The organism is Ensifer oleiphilus, assembly GCF_013371465.1.
GTDB lineage: Bacteria > Pseudomonadota > Alphaproteobacteria > Rhizobiales > Rhizobiaceae > Ensifer > Ensifer oleiphilus.
This window is the reverse complement of record NZ_JABWDU010000003.1, coordinates 838349-858566: the sequence shown is the minus strand read 5'-3', so window position 1 is coordinate 858566 and position 20218 is coordinate 838349. Positions and strand designations below refer to the sequence as shown.

Here is a 20218-nt window from a genome sequence, read left to right as displayed (position 1 = left end):
ATGGCAACCGAGGTCAAGACCACCTGTCCCTATTGCGGTGTCGGCTGCGGCGTGATCGCAACGGTTGGCGATGGCGGCAGCGTTAGCGTGAAGGGCGACCCGGATCATCCGGCCAATTTTGGCCGGCTTTGTTCCAAGGGGTCGGCGCTCGCCGAGACGCTCGATCTCGAGGACCGGCTGCTCCACCCCGAGATCGATGGCAGATCGGTGGATTGGGATGAGGCGCTCGACCGCGTTGCCAAGCGGTTCTCGCGCACGATTGCCGAGCATGGGCCGGACTCGGTTGCCTTCTACGTCTCGGGGCAATTGCTGACGGAAGACTATTATGTCGCCAACAAGCTGATGAAGGGCTTCATCGGCTCGGGCAACATCGACACCAACTCGCGTCTCTGCATGTCGTCGTCGGTGGCCGGCCATCGCCGTGCCTTCGGTGCCGATACGGTGCCGGGCTGCTACGAGGATCTGGAACTGGCGGATCTCGTGGTCCTGACCGGTTCCAACCTCGCCTGGTGCCATCCGGTCCTCTATCAGCGGCTGGTGGCGGCCAAGGCCGCACGGCCGCAGATGCGGGTCGTCGTCATCGATCCACGCCGCACGATGACCGCCGATATCGCCGATCTGCATCTGGCGATCCGGCCGGACGGCGATGTCGCGCTGTTCAATGGTCTGTTTGCACACTTGGCCGCTAGCCCGTCTGTCGACCAGGCCTACATCTCCGCTCACACCAGCGGTTTCGCTGAGGCTTTCACGGCCGCTTGCGCACTGGACGCCGAGGGGCTGACGCGTGCGACAGGGCTTGGTGAAGCCGAGCTGTCCGCCTTCTTCCGGCTGTTCGAAACGACGCAGAAGGTCGTCACCTGCTACAGTCAGGGGGTCAACCAGTCGGTGGCCGGGACCGACAAGGTCAATGCCATCATCAACTGTCATCTGGCGACGGGCCGTATCGGCCGGCCCGGCATGGGGCCGTTCTCGCTGACCGGCCAGCCCAACGCCATGGGCGGTCGCGAGGTCGGCGGTCTCGCCAATATGCTTGCGGCCCATATGGACATCGAGAAGGCCGGGCACCGCGATCAGGTCAGGCGCTTCTGGGGCGCTCCGATGCTGCCGTCGAAGCCGGGCCTCAAGGCCGTCGACATGTTTCGCGCTGTTGCCGACGGACGCATCAAGGCAATCTGGATCATGGCGACCAATCCCGTTGTCTCCATGCCGGATGCCGATGCGGTCGAGGCGGCCCTCAAGGCCTGCCCCTTCGTCGTCGTTTCCGATGTCTTGAAGCAGACCGATACCACGCGCCACGCCCATGTGCTGCTGCCATCGCTTGGCTGGGGCGAGAAGGATGGGAGCGTTACGAACTCCGAGCGCCGCATCTCCCGCCAGCGCGGTTTTCTGCGGCCCCCAGGCGAGGCGCGTCCCGACTGGTGGCAACTCGCCGAAGTCGGGCATCGCATGGGTTTTTCCGGCGCGTTTGCCTACACATCGCCGTCCGAAATCTTTGCCGAACATGCCGGTCTTTCCGGTTTTGAAAATGACGGTAGGCGCGATTTCGATATCGGCGCCCATGCCTCGATCGATACTGCCGGCTATGATGCGTTGACGCCATTCCAATGGCCGCAGCCGCGCGGCACGGAAAGCGCGGCGACGCGCTTCTTCGCCGACGGCGGCTTCTATCATCCGGATGGTCGCGCGCGCTTTATCGCGGCCGCAGGCGAGGTCGCCGATCGCCTCAGCGAAGCCTTCCCCTTCACCCTCAACACCGGCCGTGTGCGCGATCACTGGCATACGATGACCCGGACGGGAAAAAGCGCGCGGCTTTCGGCCCATATCGGCGAGCCCTTCGCCGAGATCCATCCGCGGGACGCGATGGAACTTGGTCTGTCGCCCGCCGATCTCGTGGCGCTGGAAAGCCCCTATGGCGCCGCAATCGTCCGGGCGTTGATTACCGAACGCCAGGCGCGCGGCAACCTGTTCGTACCGATGCATTGGAGCGACCAGTTCGCGGCCAAGGCGCGCATCGATGCCTTGGTGCCGCCGATCACCGACCCCGTCTCCGGTCAACCCGCATCCAAGAACGTTGCCGTTTCCGCCCGCCGTTTCGCCGCCTCCACCTATGGCTTTGCGGTCAGTGCCGCAAAGCCTCAAGGGCTCGATTGCACCTATTGGGCGCTTGCCAAGGCAAAGGGCGGCTGGCGGCTGGAATTGGCCTTCGATAGGACGCCTGCGGATTGGGTCGCCTGGTGTCGGAGCACCTTCGACATTCCAGGCGATATGGAGCCTATCGGCTACGCCGACGGACCGTCCGGCCACCGGCGGCTTGCCTTTTTCGATCGGGACCGGCTTTTGCTGGCGCTCTATCTCGCACCGGAGCCTGTCGCCGTTGCCCGCAACTGGGCGGTCGAGCAGCTTACCGCTTCGCATGCCGATCTGCGGCTGCGCTTCGCGCTCGTGGCCGGTCGGCCGGGCGCGGACAAGTCCGATCCGGGGGCGACCGTGTGCTCCTGCTTCAATGTCGGCGTCACCCAGATCGTCGCAGCCGTGCGCAACGGCTGCCGCACCGTCGAAGCCGTCGGTCAGACGCTGAATGCCGGAACCAATTGCGGCTCTTGCCGCGCCGAGATCAGGGGGATCGTCGATGGGTGCCTTGCTGCTGCCGCGGAATGAAAACCCCTTGCGCGCCGAGCGGTCGCGCATGATGCCTCTGGCGAAGCTGCCGGTTTTCTGGGCGCTAGAGGGCCACCGTGTCACGGTTGTTGGCGGATCCGACGGCGCCGCCTGGAAAGCCGAACTGTTGGCGGCTTGCGGCGCGGAGGTTCACGTCTATGCGCCGATCGAGGATCTGGGAGAGGTTTGTGCGGGCCTGATCGCGGGCCGCGCCCCGCACCCACGGGGCAGCTTCGTACATCACAACGTGGCCTGGACGCCCGAGGCACTCGCCGGTGCGGCGCTCGCAATTGCCGACTGCGAAACAGAGGAGGAGGCGCAGGCGTTCTGTCAGGCAGCGCGGGATGCAGGCGTCCCCGCCAATGTCATCGACAAGCCGGCTTACTGCCAGTTCCAGTTCGGATCGATCGTCAACCGTTCCCCGGTTGTCGTCTCGATCTCGACGGATGGTGCGGCGCCGATCCTCGCACAGGCGATCCGCAGGCGCATCGAGACGCTGCTGCCGCCGGCGCTGAAGGATTGGGCCTCGCTCGCCCAGACGCTCCGCGAAACGGTCAATGCACGGTTGAAGCCGGGTGCCGCGCGGCGCGCCTTCTGGGAACGTTTTGTCGATCGGGCCTTTCAGGCGACACCGGAGGAGGGTGTCGAGATGCGGCTGGTGACGGAAATGGATCGCCTCTCGGCGAACCGGACCGACACCGGCCGCGTCACGCTCGTCGGCGCCGGCCCCGGTGGGGCGGAGCATCTGACGCTGAAGGCGGTGCGTGCCCTTCAGGCGGCCGATATCATCCTTTTCGACGCCGGCGTTTCCGATGAGGTGCTCGAACTTGCGCGGCGCGAGGCCACCCGCCTTCTCGTCGATGAGCGCAGCGGCCGCACGCGCCATGGCCAGGAGGACGTCAACGACACGGTGGTGTCGCTGGCGCGTGCCGGCAAACGTGTCGTCCGACTGACGTCCGGTGATCCGGTGACATCAGCGCGCACCGGCGAAGAGATCGCCCGGTTGCGCCACCAGGGCATTCTGGCTGACGTCGTCCCAGGTATTGCGGTCACGAGTAGCGAAATTGACCGGCTTTGTGTCCCGCTCCCCCTGCGGAATCCTGCCGATCCCATCTCTCGTCGTCCGGGCCGATGGTCAACGCAACCGTCAAAGCTTCGCTCCGGACCGGGCCGGGATCGGGGCGGGCCCTTCGAACACGGTATCGCGCACGAGGCGAAGCGGTCGGCGGACCGCAGTCCTCCGCGAAGCGGCCGGTCAATCGCGGATGCATTTGCAAGGTTTGCAATTCTGATCACCTCCGGGTCGAGCGCAAACCGCGGCTAGTTCAGCCATTCGCACCGGTAGGCCAGGATCGGTTTTGCAAATCCCTTAAGTCGGTGGCGGCTGCCGTGCGTGAAGACATCGGCCTTGCCATACTCCTGGTATATGTTTTCCGATATCAGGATCTGATCGCTACGGGCGGCAGCGCAGAGCCTTGCTGCCAGCTGCACCGTCGTGCCGAAGAGATCATTGCTGTCTTCGACAGGTTCTCCACAATCCAGTCCGATGCGGATGTGGATAGGCTCGCCATTGCCTGCGTTGTAGCGGTGGAACTCGCGTTGGATATCAATCGCGCAGTCGACTGCGAACGCCGCGGAGGAGAATGCCGCCATTATTCCGTCCCCGGTGTGCTTGACCTCCCGACCGGACAGGCGTCCCAGGCAGCTGCGAACGAGGGCGTCGTGCGCTCTGATGAGTTCAGTGGCCATGCGATCGCCGAGACGCGATGTCATTTCGGTGGACCCAACGATGTCGGTGAAAAGGATTGCCCGGTGGCCGGGGTCCATGTCTTTAGAGATCGAACCTGCCGCCTCCGGATCCTGTATTCGCCCTAGAAATGCCTCGACGGCAGACAGGGCTACCTCCACCACCTCGCCTGCGATGAACCCGTGTGCCTCCCGGTGCACGCACTGTGCGGTTTCCGCATCCGGCGCATCGATGAGGCAGAACGTCGTTCCGCGCCTGTGGTCAAACCAGTAGGTCAGGAACTTGACGCCATACTGATCCTGGATGCTGAGATCTTTCAGGTGCGCTTCGGCGACATCCTCGGCAGAAGCGCCCGCAAGATCGTGCCGGTCCATGAAGATAGGCATTCGTTCGCTCCCCAAGGGACCGTCGCCACAGCCGGCCCGCAGTCTACGACAGTCCCGGACTATCGTCTATCTCGGACAGCGCTGCGGCGAGCATGACGGCTCGAACGAACGGGCGCATAGGATCGCTGGCATCACCCGGGACAAGAGCATGGCAGAGGGACCAGCGCCGTGTCGTCACGATTTCAGAAGCGACAGTCCCGTGGCCTGATCGAACAGATGGATGCTGTCCTCGTTGACGACAAAGGAAACCGGATCGCCCGGCTTCGGGCAGCCGCTGGCCTTGACCAGTGCACCGATTTCGCAACCGGCAAAGACAAACGTCACCAGTGCGTCGTTGCCATGAAATTCGACGAGATCGGCGATGCCGGCGACGACGTTCGTGCGGGCAGCCGAGGGTTCCTGCTTCTGCAAGTCGGCGGGGCGAATGCCGAGAACGACCTTCTGTCCCGGGGCCAGTGCAAACCTCTTGGCGGAAACACGGAAATCCGCGCCGGCACTGCGCAGTGTCCATCCGTCCTCCACCTTCTCTGCCGACACATCGATGAAGTTCATGTTCGACGTGCCGATGAAACCCGCAACGAACAGCGTTCTCGGTCGGTCGTAGATCTCGGCCGGCGTGCCGACCTGCTCGATTGCGCCGCCTTTCATCAGCACGATCCGGTCGGCGAGCGTCATTGCCTCCAGCTGGTCGTGGGTGACGTAGATCGTCGTCGTCTTCAGTTTCTGATGCAGCCGCGCGATTTCGACCCGCATGTGGTTGCGAAGCTTCGCATCGAGATTGGAGAGAGGCTCGTCGAAGAGAAACACCCGCGGCGTCTTGATCATCGCGCGCGCGATAGCGACGCGCTGCTGCTGGCCGCCGGAAAGCTCGGTCGGCTTGCGCTGTAAGTAGGGTTCAAGTCCGAGCGTCGCAGCCACCGCGCGAATGCGCTGGTCGATCTCCGGCTTTGGCACGTTCATTCGCTTCAACCCGAAGGCAATATTGTCGTAGATTGTCATGTGCGGATAGAGCGCGTAGTTCTGAAACACCATCGCGACACCGCGGTCGCGCGGCGGCAGCTCGTTGACGGTTTTTCCGCCGATTACCACCGTTCCGCCGGAGATATCCTCAAGCCCTGCGATCATCCTGAGAAGGGTCGACTTGCCGCAACCGGACGGGCCGAGAAAGACGATGAACTCATGGTCGGCGACGTCGAGGTTGAAATCCGTGATGACGTTGACGGCACCATATTGTTTGTCGACGTTTGAACAGACGATATTGGCCATGACCTATTCCTCCCCGCTGCCGATGAGAATCTGAAGCTTGACGTCGGACGGACGTGCAGCTGCGGCCCGCTCAAAGGCGCGGATGCTGTCCTTGAAGCGGAATGTCTCGGTAATCAGCGGCTTGAGATCCACTTTCCCTGATGCAATCAATTGCAGCGCGCGGTCGAAGATGTTCGCGTAGCGGAACACGGTCTCGATCCTGACCTCCTTCGAAATCGCGCCCGGTACATCGAGCGTGACCGCCTCGACAGGCAGGCCGACGAGAACGAGGGCGCCGCCGGGTCGAACCAGGTCGAAGATGTCGGCAAATGCCCTGGCACTGCCGCTTGCCTCGAAGACGACATCCGCGCCCCAGCCGCCGGTTTCCGCAGCTATCGTCTCGCCAAAGGGTCGTTGGGAGATATTGACCGGCGTGATGCCCGGATATTGCCCGGCGATTGCAAGCTTCTCAGCGCTGAAGTCGGAGATGAAGACGCGGCTGCATCCGCCTGCCAGTGCGGCAAGCGCGACCATGATGCCGATCGGTCCGCAGCCGATGACTGCCGCCACGTCTCCAGGCGCGATGCGGGCCCGGGCGGCTGCCTGCATGCCGATGGCGAAGGGCTCCACCATGGCGCCTTCGGCAAAGGAGACGTTTTCGGGCAGCCTGTATGTGAAAGCGGCCGGGTGCACCACCTCCGGCGTCAGCACGCCGTGCATCGGCGGCGTTGCCCAGAAGCGCACCTTCGGATCGACATTGTAGAGACCGAGTTTCGAGGCGCGTGAGGACAGGTCCGGCACGCCCGGCTCCATGCAGACCCGGTCGCCGACCTGCAGATTGCCGACATTGCTGCCGATTTCGATGACGGTTCCCGCAGCCTCATGCCCGAGCACCATCGGCTCGCGCACGACATAGGGGCCGATCGCGCCATGGGTGTAGTAGTGCACGTCGCTGCCGCAGACGCCGACGGTATGAATGGCGATCTTGACGTCATCCGGGCCGAATTCGAGGGGGAGATCGATCTCCCTCAGCGACAGGACGCCCTTCTCTTCGAGGACCAACGCTTGCATGAATGCTTTCCTTGTTGTCACGATGTCTTGCGCTTGAAGGCGCTGTTGAGCATGCCGCTGAGCACTCCGATGAAGAGCAGCGGTGGTATCGAGAGGAGAACGACAGAGGCATTGAGGATGCCCCAGGGCACGTCGCGGCCAAGCTGCGTCAGCTCGGAGGCGACGATCGGCAATGTCTTGGCATCGGAGGTCGTCAGCATCAGCGCGATCAGGAACTCGTTCCAGACCAGCACGAAGGCGAAGGCAACGGCGCCGATCAGCGATCTGAGTGCGATCGGCAGCGCGACCAGGAAGAAGATCGCATAGGGCCCGTATCCATCGACCCGAGCGGCCTCCTCGACTTCTTTCGGTACCCTCGCGAACGCCGGCACGCTGAGCCAGATGACGGTTGCCAGCGTCAGCAGGCTGTAGGTGACGATCATCGAGAGGCGCGTGTCGTAGAGGCCGAAATCGAGCCAGATGACCATCAGCGGGATGGCGATCGCCACCGGCGGCAGGAAGCGCAGCGAAAGCACGAAGAACTGGATATCGCCCGACCAGCGATTGGGGTAACGCGCAATCGCGTATGCGGCGGGAAGCCCCAGGAGCGCACCGATCAGAACGGAGGCACCCGAGATGATCAGCGAATTAATCAGTCCGGCAAAGACGCTCTCGCGGCCGAGCACATAGGCAAAGTTGTCGAGCGTCGGCGTGAAGATAAACAGCGGGGTCGGCGTGACGATATCGACCCGGTTCTTGAAGGCATTGAGCAACGTCCAGAAGACGGGGAAGACGGCGGAGAACGCTGCCAGGAAGAGAAGGATGCGACCGACCACGCGGCCGAGCATGTGGGCGTTCATCACTGGACCCTCTTCCAGATGAAGGTAAAGGCGATCGAGGTGGCGATCATCATCAGGACGGCCATGCTCGATGCGTAGGAAATCCGTCCGGACTCGATGAACCCTTGCGAGAAGGCGTACATGTCGAGCGTTTCCGTCGTGATGCCGGGGCCGCCACGCGTCATCACGTAAATCAGGTCGAAAGCGCGAAGCGACTCGATCATCTTGACGAAAGCGAGCGAAATCAGCGGCGCCTTCAGCATGGGGATGGCGATGTGGGTGTAGATCTCCCAGGTGCGGGCATGGTCGAGACGGGCCGCCTCAAAGGGTTGCGGCGGCAAGGTCTCCAGCAGCTTGAGCACGATGACCGCGAAGAACAGCCCCCATTGCCAGACGTCGACCAGAGCCACGGTCGCAAGCGCGGTTGCCGGGTTGGACAACAAATCGAGCGGCTGGCCGGTGATGGCCTTATAGGGGTAAGTGGCGATGCCGTAGAGCGGATGGAATGCAAACTTCCAGACGAAGGCCGCCGAGACGCGCGGCAGGATCACCGGCATCAGGAAAAGCAGGGCCAGCATGTTTCGCATGCGCGGAGCGGCACATTCGAACAGCAATATGCCGAGGCCGACGGCAACGATCAAAGTCATGCCGACCGTCACTGCCTCCCATGTCAGCGACACGCCGATCGCGTTGATGAAGCGGCGATCGGAGAAGAGATCGATATAATTGGCGAGCCCGACGAAGTCGCCGACGGGGCGGCTGAGTTCGCGGTTCTGCAAGGAAATATAGATCGCGTAGACAGTCGGCACGAATGCGAGCACGGCCAGGATCATCATCGCCGGGGTCAGGAAGACCGCCGGCAAACTGGTTTTCTGTTTCATGGTGTAGTCATCCTACGGCAAGGGGCGAGCGCGCTTCCGGCGGTCTGAAGCGTCTCCGGCAAGAGGGCCGTCTTGCCGGAGCATTCGGTCGGGGCTGCCCGCCTATTGGCTGCGGGCCACGAGCTCCTTGGCGAACCCGTCGAGTTCGTCGAGCCCATCCTTGATGTCGGTGCGGGTGCCGGTGATCAGCTCTTCCAGGATGATGCCCCAGCGGTCGCCCAGATCGGGCCATTGCGGGTTCTGCCAGAAGTTGACGGCGGTCACCTTGCCGGTGTCGGCCAGCGCCTGGCCGAGATCCGGACCGTAGAGTTCGGCGAACTTCTTGCTGGTCATGATGCTGGTGCGATTGAGTTCGCTGAACTGATTGGCCTCCAGCCGCCGGCTCTCGTTTTCCTTCGATGTCGCCCAGGCGACGAACAAGCCGGCGCAGGCTTTGGACGCCTCGTCCTTGTTGGCCTTGGCACCGATGGCCAGGCCGTGACCGTAGCCGCCGCCCGTCAGCGGTGCCGGAGGCGGCAGATAGCCGACCTTGCCGGCGACCTTCGACGATTTCGGATCGATCGCCATGCCGACAAGCGGAGTGGATTCGATCAGCATCGCCACCTGGCCCGAGGTGAAGGCGCCAACGGCCTCGTCCCAACCGCCGGTCTGGCTGCCGGGCGCGGAGTATTTGAAGAGCTCGAGATAGGTTTCGGTCGCCTTTATCGCCTGCTCGCCGTCAAACACCGGGGTCTTGCCGTCAAACCAGTTGCCGCCGAAGCCTTTGAAGAAGGGCATCCAGCGCCAGACATTCGCGCCGGAGCCCCGTTGGCCGCGAAGCGCGGTGCCGTAAATGCCCAGGTCGGGCTGGTTGAGCTTCTTCACCGCGGCGATGTATTCATCAAGCGTCTTCGGCGGTGCTATGCCTGCCGCTTCGAGCAGGTCTTTTCGGTAGACCATGAGGTCGCCGCCACCGGTGATCGGGGCAAACCAGACCTTGCCGTCATAGGTGGCGACTTTCTGGCGGCCGGGATCGAAGTCGGCGTAATCGTAGTCCGCGGGATAGTAGTCCAGAAGCGGTGCGACCCAGCCGGCCGAGGCAAACAAGGCGACGTTGGCTTCGTCGATGTAGTAGACATTGTACTTGCCGATCGTCGAAGCGTCGGCCTTGGTCTTCGCGCGGCGGTCATTTTCATTGAGGTAGTCGATCTCGAACGACGCGCCGCCGCTGAGCTTCTCGAACTCGGCCTTGTAGTCCTCGAGCAATGTGAGACCGTCCCGCGGCTGGGCGAGCACCTTGATGGTTTCAGTGCATTCGGCGGCAAGTGCAACGGTCGATGCCGTGCTGGAAAGAAGGCATGCGAAGGCGATGCTCGAAACGAGCTTTCTGGCTTTTCTCATGTGATGGACCTCCCCAAGGTCGTAACGACGCGCGCCGGAAACTCCTCAGATCGGGCGCGTGTCTCTTTGATAGCGAACCGTTTCGCTGGCGGTCATCATAGGCGCTATCGGAACGTGAACTAGCGCCTTCGATGCGCCTATTCTATACTTTAATGCGAAATATGGTCCGGATATATCCTTCACGCACCACCATTCGAGCATTGGTTCATTGTTCGTGGAGACGTGTAGCCACGAGGATCTCAGCTGCGCGAGGTGCGGCGCTGTCCGGTGAGGCGGCGGTAGGCCGAGGGGGTCATCCGGTGTTGGCGCAGGAAGGTGCGGTTGAAATTGGAGATATTGAGATAACCGACTTCGAAACAGATGTCGGTAATCGGCATGTCGCTTTCTGCAAGCAGCTTGCAGGCTTGCCAGATCCTCAGCTTGTTGACGTGGTCGGTAAAGCTGTTGCCGGTGTTCTTCTTGAAGAACCGGGAGAAGGCGGTGTCGCTCATGCCGGCCGTGGACGCGACGTCGCTCAGGTGGATGTCTGTGGCGATATTCTCGTAGATATAGGCCAGGGATCGACGAAGCACGTCGAGCGATTCTGCGTCGAGTTTCGGCGCGAATTCCGGCGACGACAGCACCTCGTGTTCCCCACTGTTGACGAGCAGATCCAGGAGCTGCACGAACAGCGAAAGCCGTGACAACCCTTTCACCGTGCCCATCCGCTCGATCAGTTCGCCACCCCTGGCGCGCGCCTCGCCATGAAAGACGAGACCACGCTCCGCCCGGGTGAAGAAATCCTCGAGCTGCGCGAATTCGGGCAGCGCGCCGGTGATCTGCCGGATTCGATCGGGATGAAACTGGATGACGATATCGCGTCCCTCGATGATCTCGCCCGGCGCCGTTGCCGTAACCCAGTCATGCGGTAGGTTGCTGCCGATGACTGTGAGATATCCCGGCGAGAACTCGCCGATGTGGTCGCCGACGAAGGCCATGCCGGTGGATTTCCGCAGCAGATGGATCTCGATCTCGGGATGGAAGTTCCAGACGTTGCGCTCCCACGGGTAGTCGTCCAGGCGCCAGAGAAACGTCTCGTTGACGTCGGTAACGATATGCTCGAACGTCGGGGAATTCGCGGCCATGGATGCCGACTTCGCGCTCAGTGCGGCCTTGGGCGGAACAGATTTCCGCTTTGCTCCGGCATTCATCTCATCGCTCCGATCGGCTCACTGCGCTTCGCGGGAGCCCTCCGCCCGTTCCGTCTTCGTCGACTGCAGAAGCGATAGGATATCTTGATTTTCGTGTCGAGGCGCGCCGCGCCTACGAGAGACACTGCTGGTCTGGGCCCGGCGCGTCATCGCCCGGCGCACCGGCGCTACCGAAGGCTCAGGCCTTCCGTCGTGCTCACGGCAGGATTTGGCGTTGGGGTCACAGCGTCGTCTTCGCTCAAGGCAACACGGATCGCTTCGCGAAGTTCCTCTCCCGTGACGGGCTTGTGCAGAATGCGAACGCTGCTTGCGCTGACTTCCTTGAGGCGTGACGGCGAGGTGTCGCCCGTCACGATGATTGCCGGAACACGACGACCGATATGGGCGCAAAGCCCTTCGATCGCTTCCAAACCCGTGGCGCCATGCTCGAGGCGGTAATCGGCAACGACGAGATCGACCGGCGCGTCCCCGGCGGTCAGAGCTTGCGTGTGAATCTTCAGCACTTCGCCGACAGATCGGCCGGAATAGACACGATGTCCTTCCAGGGTGAGTAGCCGAACCATGGCGTCCAAGATGTCCTTCTCGTCCTCAACCAGCATGATGCCGGCCGCAATGCCCACCGTGGACGAGGACGGGAGGGGTTGCAGCGGAGATCCCGTAGGGCGGGCTTTCGGAACGGTGATCGAGAACATTGAGCCACGTCCGGGAACGGAAACCAGTCTCAAGGGATGTTGCAGCAGTTCCGCGGTGCGGCGAACGATGGCAAGACCCAGACCCAGGCCCTGCGTGCGGTCCCTTGCCGGGTTCTGCAATTGTACGAACTCCTCGAAAACCATCGCCTGCTGATCGGCAGGGATGCCACAGCCGGTATCCAAAACCTGGATTTCGACAAAATTGCCGCGCCTTCGGCAGCCAAGCAGGATGCTGCCGGTTTTCGTGTAGCGGAAGGCGTTCGACAGCAGGTTGTTCAGAATCCGCCGGAGCATCATTGGGTCGCTGTCGACCAGGAGGTCGCTGCCGACGACCCGCAATTGCACGCCGCGTTCGGTTGCTTCTGCGGCGAACTCGTCGCGCAGATCGCGAAAGAGATCGCGCAGCGCTACTGTCTCATTGGCAATGGTGACGATGCCGGCATCAAGACGGGAGATATCGAGCAGCGCGTTCAGCAGTCCGCTGAGATTGCCGACGGCGGATTTCGCCCTGGCTGCCAGGTCGCGGGCGTCGCCGGAGGCGACGTTTCCGCGCTGCCCCAATATCGCAAGGGTGGAGACGAGCAGGCTCAACGCATGGATAGGCTGGCGCAGATCGTGACTGGCGGCGGCCAGAAAGCGCGTCTTGGCGCGGTCCGCCGCCTGCGCCCGATCGCGTTCCTCCTGCAAGTCGCCGACGAGGCTTTCGTTTTCCAGTCGCAGGCTGACGGTTTCACGCAGCATCCGATAGGTGATGCGACAGTAATAGAAGTTGATCGCCACGAGCGAGGCGAGCAGGAACAGGAAAGCGCCGGAAATGTCGCTGTCCGTGAGAATGCAGCGCACGGCGATTGGCAGAACCGTTACCAGAATAGAGCCGACGAGCGCGGGCGGAAAAGCGGAAAGAGAGGGGACCGTGCCGCAGACGAGGCCAGTCAGCACGATGACCGTGAAGGAAAGCACGATAGGCTCGTCCGGAAGGAACCCGACCCAGCCGAGCGTGCCCCACAACAGGCCGGATATCCAGGTGAACGCCGCAGCGAGCCAAGCCCATCGCATGATGGACCGAGGGTCTCTGGCCCGGCTGAAGAACCGGCGGGAGGCAAGCACGCGGACGATGATGAGCATATAGAGCGCGCCGACCCATCCAGCCAGCCAACTCACCGATACCGCATGCCGAAGGACGGATACGGCGGCGAGAGAAATGACGATGTTGGAAATAACCACGCCGTAGGAGTTGCGATACAGAAGCTCGATCAGAGCCTGGCGGATTTTGTCTTCGTGCATTGGCCCCTCCGAACGCCGGAGACATGTCATGCGCCGGTCCGTCCCAGAGCGGTTGGTTTATCGGAAAACTGTTTCCCATAAGTTGCAGAAACGGTCAGGTGAACGTCGGACGGTCGCACGGCGACACTCCGGGCGCCTGCGCCGTGGATGGAGCGATGGGGATCACCGCCGGCGATCACCGACGGGCTCGGGCGCCAACGTTCCGATTGCAGCTTTAGGCACCTGACGTTGGCCGGTTGCGCCGTTGGTTCACTCCGGAAGTCCGGCCTTGCGATAACCCTCCACGAAATGCTCAAGCGTCGCAGTGTCGCGAAATGGCTCGGTCGCGGCCCAGTGGCGGGTTGTGAAATGCGGATTGCCGACGAGAAACAGTTCGGCTTCCGCGCGCGCCTCGTCGAGCCGGCCCAATTGGGCAAGGCTCGCGGCGAGGAAACGGCGTGAGCTTGTCCGGTAGGTCTCGTCCCTGCGCAGCGTCTCGACCGCCGCTTCATATTCGCCGGCCGCATACTGCGCCTGCCCGAGCGTCAGATAGTACCAGCTTGCCGGAAACGGGTTTAGGCGGAACGCCTTGCCGATGTGCTCGAGGCCTTCCGCGATCCGGCCGGCCAGGATCGTGATGTCGGATAACGCCGCCCAGGTGTCGGCCTCGTTCGGGTCGAGCTCGATCGCCTTGGCAAATTCCCGATCGGCCTCGGTGAAGTTGCGCTCATAGGCAAGCAGGTAAGCCAGGATCCAACGAGAGCCGGCATCGTTGGGATCGATCGCCACAGCTTTCCGCGCCAGTTCCATAGCAGCGGTACGGCCAGCGTCGGTGGGGCCGCCGGAATGGACCCAGCCCATCCAGTGGTTCATGGCAAGCCAGCGGTAGGCTTCGGCATAGTCAGGGTCGAGCGAAATCGCGCGCGCAAGCATCAGATGCGCTTCCTGTGCCGCCTGCGGTGAATCATCCATCAGCTTTCGCGCCCGCACGCAGAGATCGTAGGCCTCAAGGTTCTTGGGGCGATTGCGCGCGGGCGGTGTGCGCAACTGGCCGAGCAACGCTTGCACGATCTTGCCGGTCACCTCGTCCTGAACGGCAAAGATATCTTCGAGGTCGCGGTCGAAGCGCTCGGCCCATAGATGATCGCCACTCGTCGTGTCGACCAACTGGGCGGTGATCCGCACGCGTCCTGCGACACGTCTCGCGCTGCCTTCCAGCAGGTAGCGCACGCCGAGGTCGTCGGCGATCGTGCGTACGTCCATCACCTTCCCCTTGTACGCGAAGGAGGAGTTGCGGGCGATGACGAACAGGCCGGAGATCCTCGACAGGTCCGTGATCAGGTCTTCGGTCAAGCCGTGCGCGAAGCTTTCCTGCTCGGGATCATTGCTGAGATTGACGAAAGGCAGCACGGCTATCGATGGTTTGTCGGGTATCGGTAAAGGCTTTCGCTTTGCGCCGCCGCGCTCATCGATGGTCCCCGTGAAACGATAGCCGACGCGCGCAACCGTGGCGATCCATTCACCGCCGTCGGCGGCCGGACCAAGCAGCTTGCGCAGCTGCGAAATCTGGACCGTAAGGTTGCCCTCCTCGACGGCCATGCCCGGCCACCCCGCGTCCATCAACTCGGCCTTTCCGAGGACTTCGCCGGGACGTGCAACGAGTGCTGCAAGCAGCCTCAGGGCGCGGTAGCCAACGGCCACGGGCTCTGCGTTCCGAAGGAGCGTTCCCGCACCCGGATCAAGCACGAATGGACCAAAGGCGACCCGCAATCCTTGCATACGGCGCATCTATAACGCGTTTGGAAGTTTTTGGAACTCTTTGGGCGCGCTTAATGACGGCGCCGTTCGGTCGCTGCAGAATTGAGCCTCGTTGAGCTCGGGGGCATCGGACCCTCAAGCCCACAGGGAGGTTGCCATGACCGATACGCCCACTCTTGGCTTAGCCGCGTACCAAGGAGCACATGCCAAACAGCGCGGCGGGCCTGCCGCCCGATCGCAAGGGCGTGCCATTCTGAGGCCCCTGCGAAGGCTGCTCGCGAGGTGGCGCGCACGAGACCGCTTTCATTCGGAGCTTGAGCAAAAGTTGCGGGGAGATCCGCACTTGATCGATGACGTCGGCCTGTCGAGACGGCAGGTCCAGGACGAGCTCGACAGGCCCTTCTGGCAAGTTCTGTGAGGCGAATGCGGCAATGACGAGGGATCGCCAGTTTCCGCCGGCCGAGGGGATGAGCCGTCACCCCCAGGGTCCGATTTCACCGCGAGAGGGTCAGATCCCATGGGCCGCGATGGCGGGCATCATCGCGACCGTCACGGTGTTCGCCGTGGCGCAGGGGCTGACCTATCCGCTGCTCAGCTTCATCCTTGAACGGCAGGGAACGACGTCCGGGTTGATCGGCCTGTCGGCGGCGATGACGCCGTTGGGTTTCATCGTCTCGGCGCCCTTCATCCCGGCGCTGGCGCGGCGCGTGGGCGGAGCACGGCTTGCGATCTTGTGCTCGCTGCTGGCGGCGCTCGCCCTGTCCGCGATTGCCTGGCGACAGAACGTCTGGGCGTGGATGCCCTTGCGCTTCCTGCTCGGCGTCTTCGCCAATCCGCTCTATGTGATCAGCGAAACCTGGCTGATGTCGATCATGCCCGCGTCGAGCCGCGGGCGTATCATGGGCCTCTACTCCTCGGTCGTTTCGGGTGGCTTCGCCATTGGCCCATTGACACTCGGCCTGGTAGGGACGCAGGGTTGGCCGCCCTTCGCCGTCGGCATGCTGGCCTTTCTCGTCTGCGGCCTGATCGTGCTTGCCGTCGTGCCGCGGCTTCCTGACATGCCGCATGACGGCGAGGCGCCATCGGTCGGCGGCTTCTTCGCGCAAGCGCCGCTGCTCTTGTTCGCGGTGTTCGTCGCAGCCGCCTTCGAGCAGATCGTGCTTTCCCTGTTCGCGGTCTATGGCGCCGCGTTCCGCAGTGCCGACGAAAGCGTTGCCTCGCTCATCACCTGCTTCATCGCCGGCAACGCCGTGCTGCAGGCGTTGCTCGGCCGCGTAGCCGAGCGGTTTGGTTCAACGCGAACCATGTTGCTCTGCGCGCTCGTTTCGCTGCTCGGTTGCCTGCTCCTGCCGTGGTTCTTCACCTCGTGGATCATCTGGCCGCTCGTCTTCGTCTGGGGCGGGACCTCGTTCGGGATCTATACCATGGCGCTGATCCGGCTCGGCGAGCGTTTCAGCGGCCAGGCCCTGATTGCAGGCAACGCGGCCTTCGCGGCCGCATGGGGCATCGGCGGCTTGGTGGGCTCTCCCACGACAGGGCTAGCGATGCAGCTGATCGGACATCAGGGGCTGCCATCGTCGCTCGGTGTGCTTTGCGCTCTACTGGCGGTGTTTCTGATCACACAGGGGCGGCGGGTCTAATTGACGGGCTTGCCGCGTGCTGCGTCGACGACATGCCGGCTCCCGCACGCGAGGGCGGCATGTGGTCGAATATCTCTCAGTTCGAGCGGCGATTGGCCGTGCCTGGACCCCACTATGTCTGGCAGGAGCGGGCATCGACAGGCAGCACCGTGGCTTCGTCATTGGCATGGCGCAGCGTGAAATGGTCGAAATTGGCGATCGAGGCGCAGGAGTGGTTGGGGAAGACCCGCACCCGGCTTCCGAGTGGCAAGGGACGTCCCGAGAAGGGAACGAAACCATGCTCCTCGGAGAGCCGCTCGAGCGTCCACATGCCTGTTTCGCCATCGCCCTCGGCGCTGACAACGGTACCGAAGCCGGCGCCGCCCATGCCGTGCGCCCCGCGATCGGAGCTCATCGATTTGGAGCCGGCGTCGATGATGAAGTGGGTGTCGTTGGAGGCGACGACGCGCGCGACCACCGAAAGCGCCAGATCGTCGGCGGTGCAGATGCCGAGCCTGAGCGCCGTGCCGTCGAGGAAGACGTAGTTTCCCGGCCGGATGCAATCGACTTCGTTTGGCAGCGGCGCACCCAGGCAGGTCGGTGTCGCGCCGACCGAGAGGCACTCGACGGCAATGCCGCGCTCGCGAAGTCGTCCGGCGAGACCGGCGAGGTCTGCCGCTTCATCAAGGGCAACCTTGGCGAGACTTTGCGGGCTCGCGGCAGCGTAGGAATGACCGGCATGCGAGAGCAACCCGGCAAAGCGCAGACCGTTAGCGGCCGCTATCCGGGCGCAGAGTTCGAGTGCTGCCGGATCGTTCGGCTTGACGCCGACACGGCCGAGACCGACATCGACCTTGAGGAAGACGCCGATCTCGACGCCGTGACGCTTGGCGGCGTCTGCCAGCGCGTCGACGCCCACACTGCTTGCCGCAATCGTGCGCAGCTCCGTGCCGCGCGCATTCACCGCAGGCAGCAGGCGGTCGAGCGACTGCGCCTTGACGATGGGGTAGGCGAGGATGATCGACGGGATACCGGCTTCGGCAAAGATCAGCGCCTCGCTCGGCTTGGATGCGGTGATGCCGCGTGCGCCCAGCGCCAGTTGCTGCCGTGCGATATGGACGCTTTTGTGCGTCTTCACGTGCGGAAACATCAAGACGCCGGCGGCAGTGGCGCGTTGCTGCATGGCCCTCATGTTACGGACGAGGCGGTCCTCATCCACTTCGATGTAGGGTGTCGGTCGTTCCGCGGCCGCTGGGCGCCAGAAGCCATCGGTCTTTGTTTCGGTCGCACGGTTGGTGATTTCGGCGGTCGCGTTGCCGGCAGCGGTCGCAGCCGCCACCGTCACTTCGGAAGTGGTCATCTTGGAGTGCTCTGATTTTAAAAGGGAATTGCTGGGTCGTCAGACCGTTGCGACCTGCCTTACGAAATGGGTCGATGAGATCTGATGCATCGGCAGTTCGCGGGGCACGAAGTCCGGCGGACGCACGGCGCTCGGGATTTCGTCCGACATTGGCTGGCGGCCCTCCGGGCGGCGCGTCGGGTCGGCGATCGGAACGGTTGACAGCAGCTTGCGGGTATAGGGATGCTGCGGGTTGCCGAACACCGAGCGGCGATCGCCGATCTCGACGATTTCGCCGAGATACATCACCGCAACGCGGTGGGCAATGCGCTCGACCACGGCCATGTCGTGGCTGATGAACAAGAGCGCGATCTGCATTTCGCGCTGAAGGTCCATGAGAAGGTTGATCACCTGCGCCTGGATCGTCACGTCGAGCGAGGCCACGGCTTCGTCGGCGACGATCAGGCGCGGATTGAGCGCCAGCGCGCGGGCGATGCAGATGCGCTGGCGCTGTCCGCCGGAAAACGCATGCGGGTAACGCTCAAGATGCTCGGGCGAAAGCTCGACCTTGGCGAGAAGCTCGGCGGCGCGGGCGCGCATCACGTCTGTCGAGCCCAGCTTGTGAACCCGCATCGGGTCCATCAGCGATTGCTCGATCGTCATGCGCGGGTTGAGGGAGGAGAACGGGTCCTGAAAAACCATCTGGGCGTCACGCCGGAACCGTGCGAGCACCGCGCGCGGTGCGCCGATCAATTCGGTTCCGTCAAAGCGGATCGAGCCTGAGCGCGGCCGGTCGAGCTGCATGATCGAGCGGGCGACGGTCGACTTGCCGCAACCGGATTCGCCGACCAGCGCCAGGGTTTCGCCCGGAAAAATGTCGAAGGAGACGTTCTCCACCGCATGCACCCGGCCCGAGACATGGCCGAACAGCCCGGCCTTGAGGTCGAAGCGCGTCACCAGGTTGCGCACCGAGACGAGCGGCTGGCGGGTTTCCTTCAGCGGGACGGACGCGTTCATTCTGTCACCTCCGCGAGCGCACGCTCGGGTTCGAACACCAGCAAGGGGAATTTCTCCGGCGCGTCCTTGTCTGCCATGCTGCCAAGCCGTGGCACGGCGGAAATCAGGGCGCGGGTATAGGCATGTTTCGGTTTGGCGAAGATGTCGAAGACCGAGCCTTCCTCGACGATTTCGCCCTTGAGCATGACGCAGACGCGGTCGGCAACCTCGGCAACTACGCCCATGTCGTGGGTGATGAACAGCACCGACATACCGATTTCGTCCTGCAGGGCGCGTACAAGATCGAGGATCTGCGCCTGGATCGTCACGTCGAGTGCTGTGGTCGGCTCGTCGAGGATCATCAGCGACGGGCGGCAGGCAAGGGCAATCGCGATCATCACGCGCTGGCGCATGCCGCCGGAGAGCTGGTGGGGATACTGGTCGAGCCGGCGCTCCGCGTCAGGTACGCGAACCAGCTTCAGCGTATTGAGCGCAATCTGGCGCGCTTCTTCCGGCGTCTTTTCCTGATGGTGGATCACCGCCTCGGCGATCTGGTCGCCAACGGTGAAGACCGGGTTCAGGCTCGACATCGGATCCTGGAACACGATCGAGATATCAGCGCCGCGCAGCGCCTCGATCCGCTTGTCCGAGAGCTTGGCGAGGTCGGCGACCTTGCCGTTCTTCAGGCGCATCAGCACCCGCCCGCCGGTAATGCTTGCGCCGTCATATTCGGTCAGCCGCATGATGGTCATCGCCGTCACCGACTTGCCCGATCCGGATTCGCCAACCAGCGCCACGGTCTCGCCGCGGGCGATCTGGAAGGAGACACCGCGGACCGCGCGCAGCTGCGCCTTGGTGCCGGCAGCAAAGGAGACTTCGAGGTCCTCCACGGAAAGGATGACATCCTCGGGCAGTTCAGGCGTTGCGGATTTGGACAGGAGCATCAGCACAGGGACCCGATTTCGAGGGACGTTGTGCCTTCAGGTCTCGCAACGAGGTCACATCCTGTCAATACGGGAATAGGGGGCGCTTGCCGCGATCACTCGCGTCGCTGCAACTGCTCGCTATATGTCGGCCGAACAACGGCCGCCGCAAAATCGAGTAAAATCAATGTGTCACGATTGTGGCAAGCAAAACTATGCGCGTTGCGCATTGCATCGCCTGTCTTCGCATAT

Annotated in this window: 13 protein-coding genes and 1 pseudogene; 3 read left to right on the top strand and 11 right to left on the bottom strand. The window is 63.1% G+C overall.

Annotation, left to right across the window (positions count from 1 at the left end):
* Entirely contained in the window at nt 1–2658 is a 2658-nt protein-coding gene (locus HT585_RS16435; RefSeq protein WP_176353931.1) for a nitrate reductase, read from the top strand.
* Nucleotides 2630–3982, top strand: coding sequence for a siroheme synthase family protein (locus tag HT585_RS16430; RefSeq protein WP_246707704.1), 1353 nt, complete (start codon nt 2630–2632; stop codon nt 3980–3982). The genes HT585_RS16435 and HT585_RS16430 overlap by 29 nt, the downstream gene beginning before the upstream one ends.
* On the opposite strand, the gene HT585_RS16425 is transcribed toward HT585_RS16430, so the two are convergent.
* From HT585_RS16425 to HT585_RS16385, 9 genes are all read right to left on the bottom strand, one after another.
* A complete protein-coding gene (locus tag HT585_RS16425) occupies nt 3979–4791 on the bottom strand; it encodes a nickel-binding protein (protein WP_176353930.1) in 813 nt (270 codons plus the stop codon). The genes HT585_RS16430 and HT585_RS16425 overlap by 4 nt on opposite strands.
* A gap of 174 nt (nt 4792–4965) precedes the next feature.
* On the bottom strand, nt 4966–6057 hold the full coding sequence (locus HT585_RS16420) for an ABC transporter ATP-binding protein (protein ID WP_176353929.1): 1092 nt from the start codon (nt 6055–6057) through the stop codon (nt 4966–4968).
* Between the two features lie 3 nt (nt 6058–6060).
* A complete protein-coding gene (locus HT585_RS16415; RefSeq protein ID WP_176353928.1) occupies nt 6061–7107 on the bottom strand; it encodes an NAD(P)-dependent alcohol dehydrogenase in 1047 nt (348 codons plus the stop codon).
* 17 nt (nt 7108–7124) lie between these two features.
* Complete coding sequence (locus HT585_RS16410) at nt 7125–7946, bottom strand: carbohydrate ABC transporter permease (RefSeq protein ID WP_210270427.1); 822 nt, start codon at nt 7944–7946, stop codon at nt 7125–7127.
* The gene (locus tag HT585_RS16405; protein ID WP_176353927.1) at nt 7946–8806 is read right to left on the bottom strand and encodes a carbohydrate ABC transporter permease; all 861 of its coding nucleotides are present in this window, start codon (nt 8804–8806) and stop codon (nt 7946–7948) included. The genes HT585_RS16410 and HT585_RS16405 overlap by 1 nt, the downstream gene beginning before the upstream one ends.
* 102 nt (nt 8807–8908) lie before the next feature.
* Complete coding sequence (locus HT585_RS16400) at nt 8909–10186, bottom strand: ABC transporter substrate-binding protein (protein ID WP_176353926.1); 1278 nt, start codon at nt 10184–10186, stop codon at nt 8909–8911.
* A 239-nt stretch (nt 10187–10425) separates the two neighbouring features.
* Nucleotides 10426–11310, bottom strand: coding sequence for an AraC family transcriptional regulator (locus HT585_RS16395; RefSeq protein WP_176353925.1), 885 nt, complete (start codon nt 11308–11310; stop codon nt 10426–10428).
* A 233-nt stretch (nt 11311–11543) separates the two neighbouring features.
* Nucleotides 11544–13352 (bottom strand): hybrid sensor histidine kinase/response regulator, encoded by a 1809-nt coding sequence (locus tag HT585_RS16390; RefSeq protein WP_176353924.1) that lies wholly within the window; start codon nt 13350–13352, stop codon nt 11544–11546.
* 249 nt (nt 13353–13601) lie between these two features.
* Nucleotides 13602–15110, bottom strand: a complete 1509-nt coding sequence (locus HT585_RS16385; protein WP_176354212.1) for a winged helix-turn-helix domain-containing tetratricopeptide repeat protein — start codon at nt 15108–15110, stop codon at nt 13602–13604.
* Between the two features lie 446 nt (nt 15111–15556).
* On the opposite strand from HT585_RS16385, the gene HT585_RS16380 reads away from it, so the two are divergent.
* Nucleotides 15557–16729 carry an MFS transporter gene (locus tag HT585_RS16380; protein WP_246707775.1) on the top strand — a complete coding sequence of 391 codons (1173 nt, stop codon included), beginning with the start codon at nt 15557–15559 and terminating at the stop codon, nt 16727–16729.
* Nucleotides 16730–16841: 112 nt separating this feature from the next.
* Here HT585_RS16380 and HT585_RS16375 read toward each other — a convergent pair whose 3' ends face one another.
* Nucleotides 16842–18068 (bottom strand): alanine racemase, encoded by a 1227-nt coding sequence (locus HT585_RS16375; protein ID WP_176353922.1) that lies wholly within the window; start codon nt 18066–18068, stop codon nt 16842–16844.
* Nucleotides 18069–18107: 39 nt separating this feature from the next.
* Nucleotides 18108–19987, bottom strand: a pseudogene (locus HT585_RS32265) (ABC transporter ATP-binding protein).
* Nucleotides 19988–20218: the final 231 nt, after the last annotated feature.

Bases quoted from the DNA above. Each gene is read 5' to 3' on its own strand.
- HT585_RS16435 (WP_176353931.1), top strand. From the start codon at position 1: ATGGCAACCGAGGTCAAGACCACCTGTCCCTATTGCGGTGTCGGCTGC.
- HT585_RS16430 (WP_246707704.1), top strand. From the start codon at position 2,630: ATGGGTGCCTTGCTGCTGCCGCGGAATGAAAACCCCTTGCGCGCCGAG.
- HT585_RS16425 (WP_176353930.1), bottom strand. From the start codon at position 4,791: ATGCCTATCTTCATGGACCGGCACGATCTTGCGGGCGCTTCTGCCGAG.
- HT585_RS16420 (WP_176353929.1), bottom strand. From the start codon at position 6,057: ATGGCCAATATCGTCTGTTCAAACGTCGACAAACAATATGGTGCCGTC.
- HT585_RS16415 (WP_176353928.1), bottom strand. From the start codon at position 7,107: ATGCAAGCGTTGGTCCTCGAAGAGAAGGGCGTCCTGTCGCTGAGGGAG.
- HT585_RS16410 (WP_210270427.1), bottom strand. From the start codon at position 7,946: ATGAACGCCCACATGCTCGGCCGCGTGGTCGGTCGCATCCTTCTCTTC.
- HT585_RS16405 (WP_176353927.1), bottom strand. From the start codon at position 8,806: ATGAAACAGAAAACCAGTTTGCCGGCGGTCTTCCTGACCCCGGCGATG.
- HT585_RS16400 (WP_176353926.1), bottom strand. From the start codon at position 10,186: ATGAGAAAAGCCAGAAAGCTCGTTTCGAGCATCGCCTTCGCATGCCTT.
- HT585_RS16395 (WP_176353925.1), bottom strand. From the start codon at position 11,310: ATGGCCGCGAATTCCCCGACGTTCGAGCATATCGTTACCGACGTCAAC.
- HT585_RS16390 (WP_176353924.1), bottom strand. From the start codon at position 13,352: ATGCACGAAGACAAAATCCGCCAGGCTCTGATCGAGCTTCTGTATCGC.
- HT585_RS16385 (WP_176354212.1), bottom strand. From the start codon at position 15,110: ATGCAAGGATTGCGGGTCGCCTTTGGTCCATTCGTGCTTGATCCGGGT.
- HT585_RS16380 (WP_246707775.1), top strand. From the start codon at position 15,557: ATGAGCCGTCACCCCCAGGGTCCGATTTCACCGCGAGAGGGTCAGATC.
- HT585_RS16375 (WP_176353922.1), bottom strand. From the start codon at position 18,068: ATGACCACTTCCGAAGTGACGGTGGCGGCTGCGACCGCTGCCGGCAAC.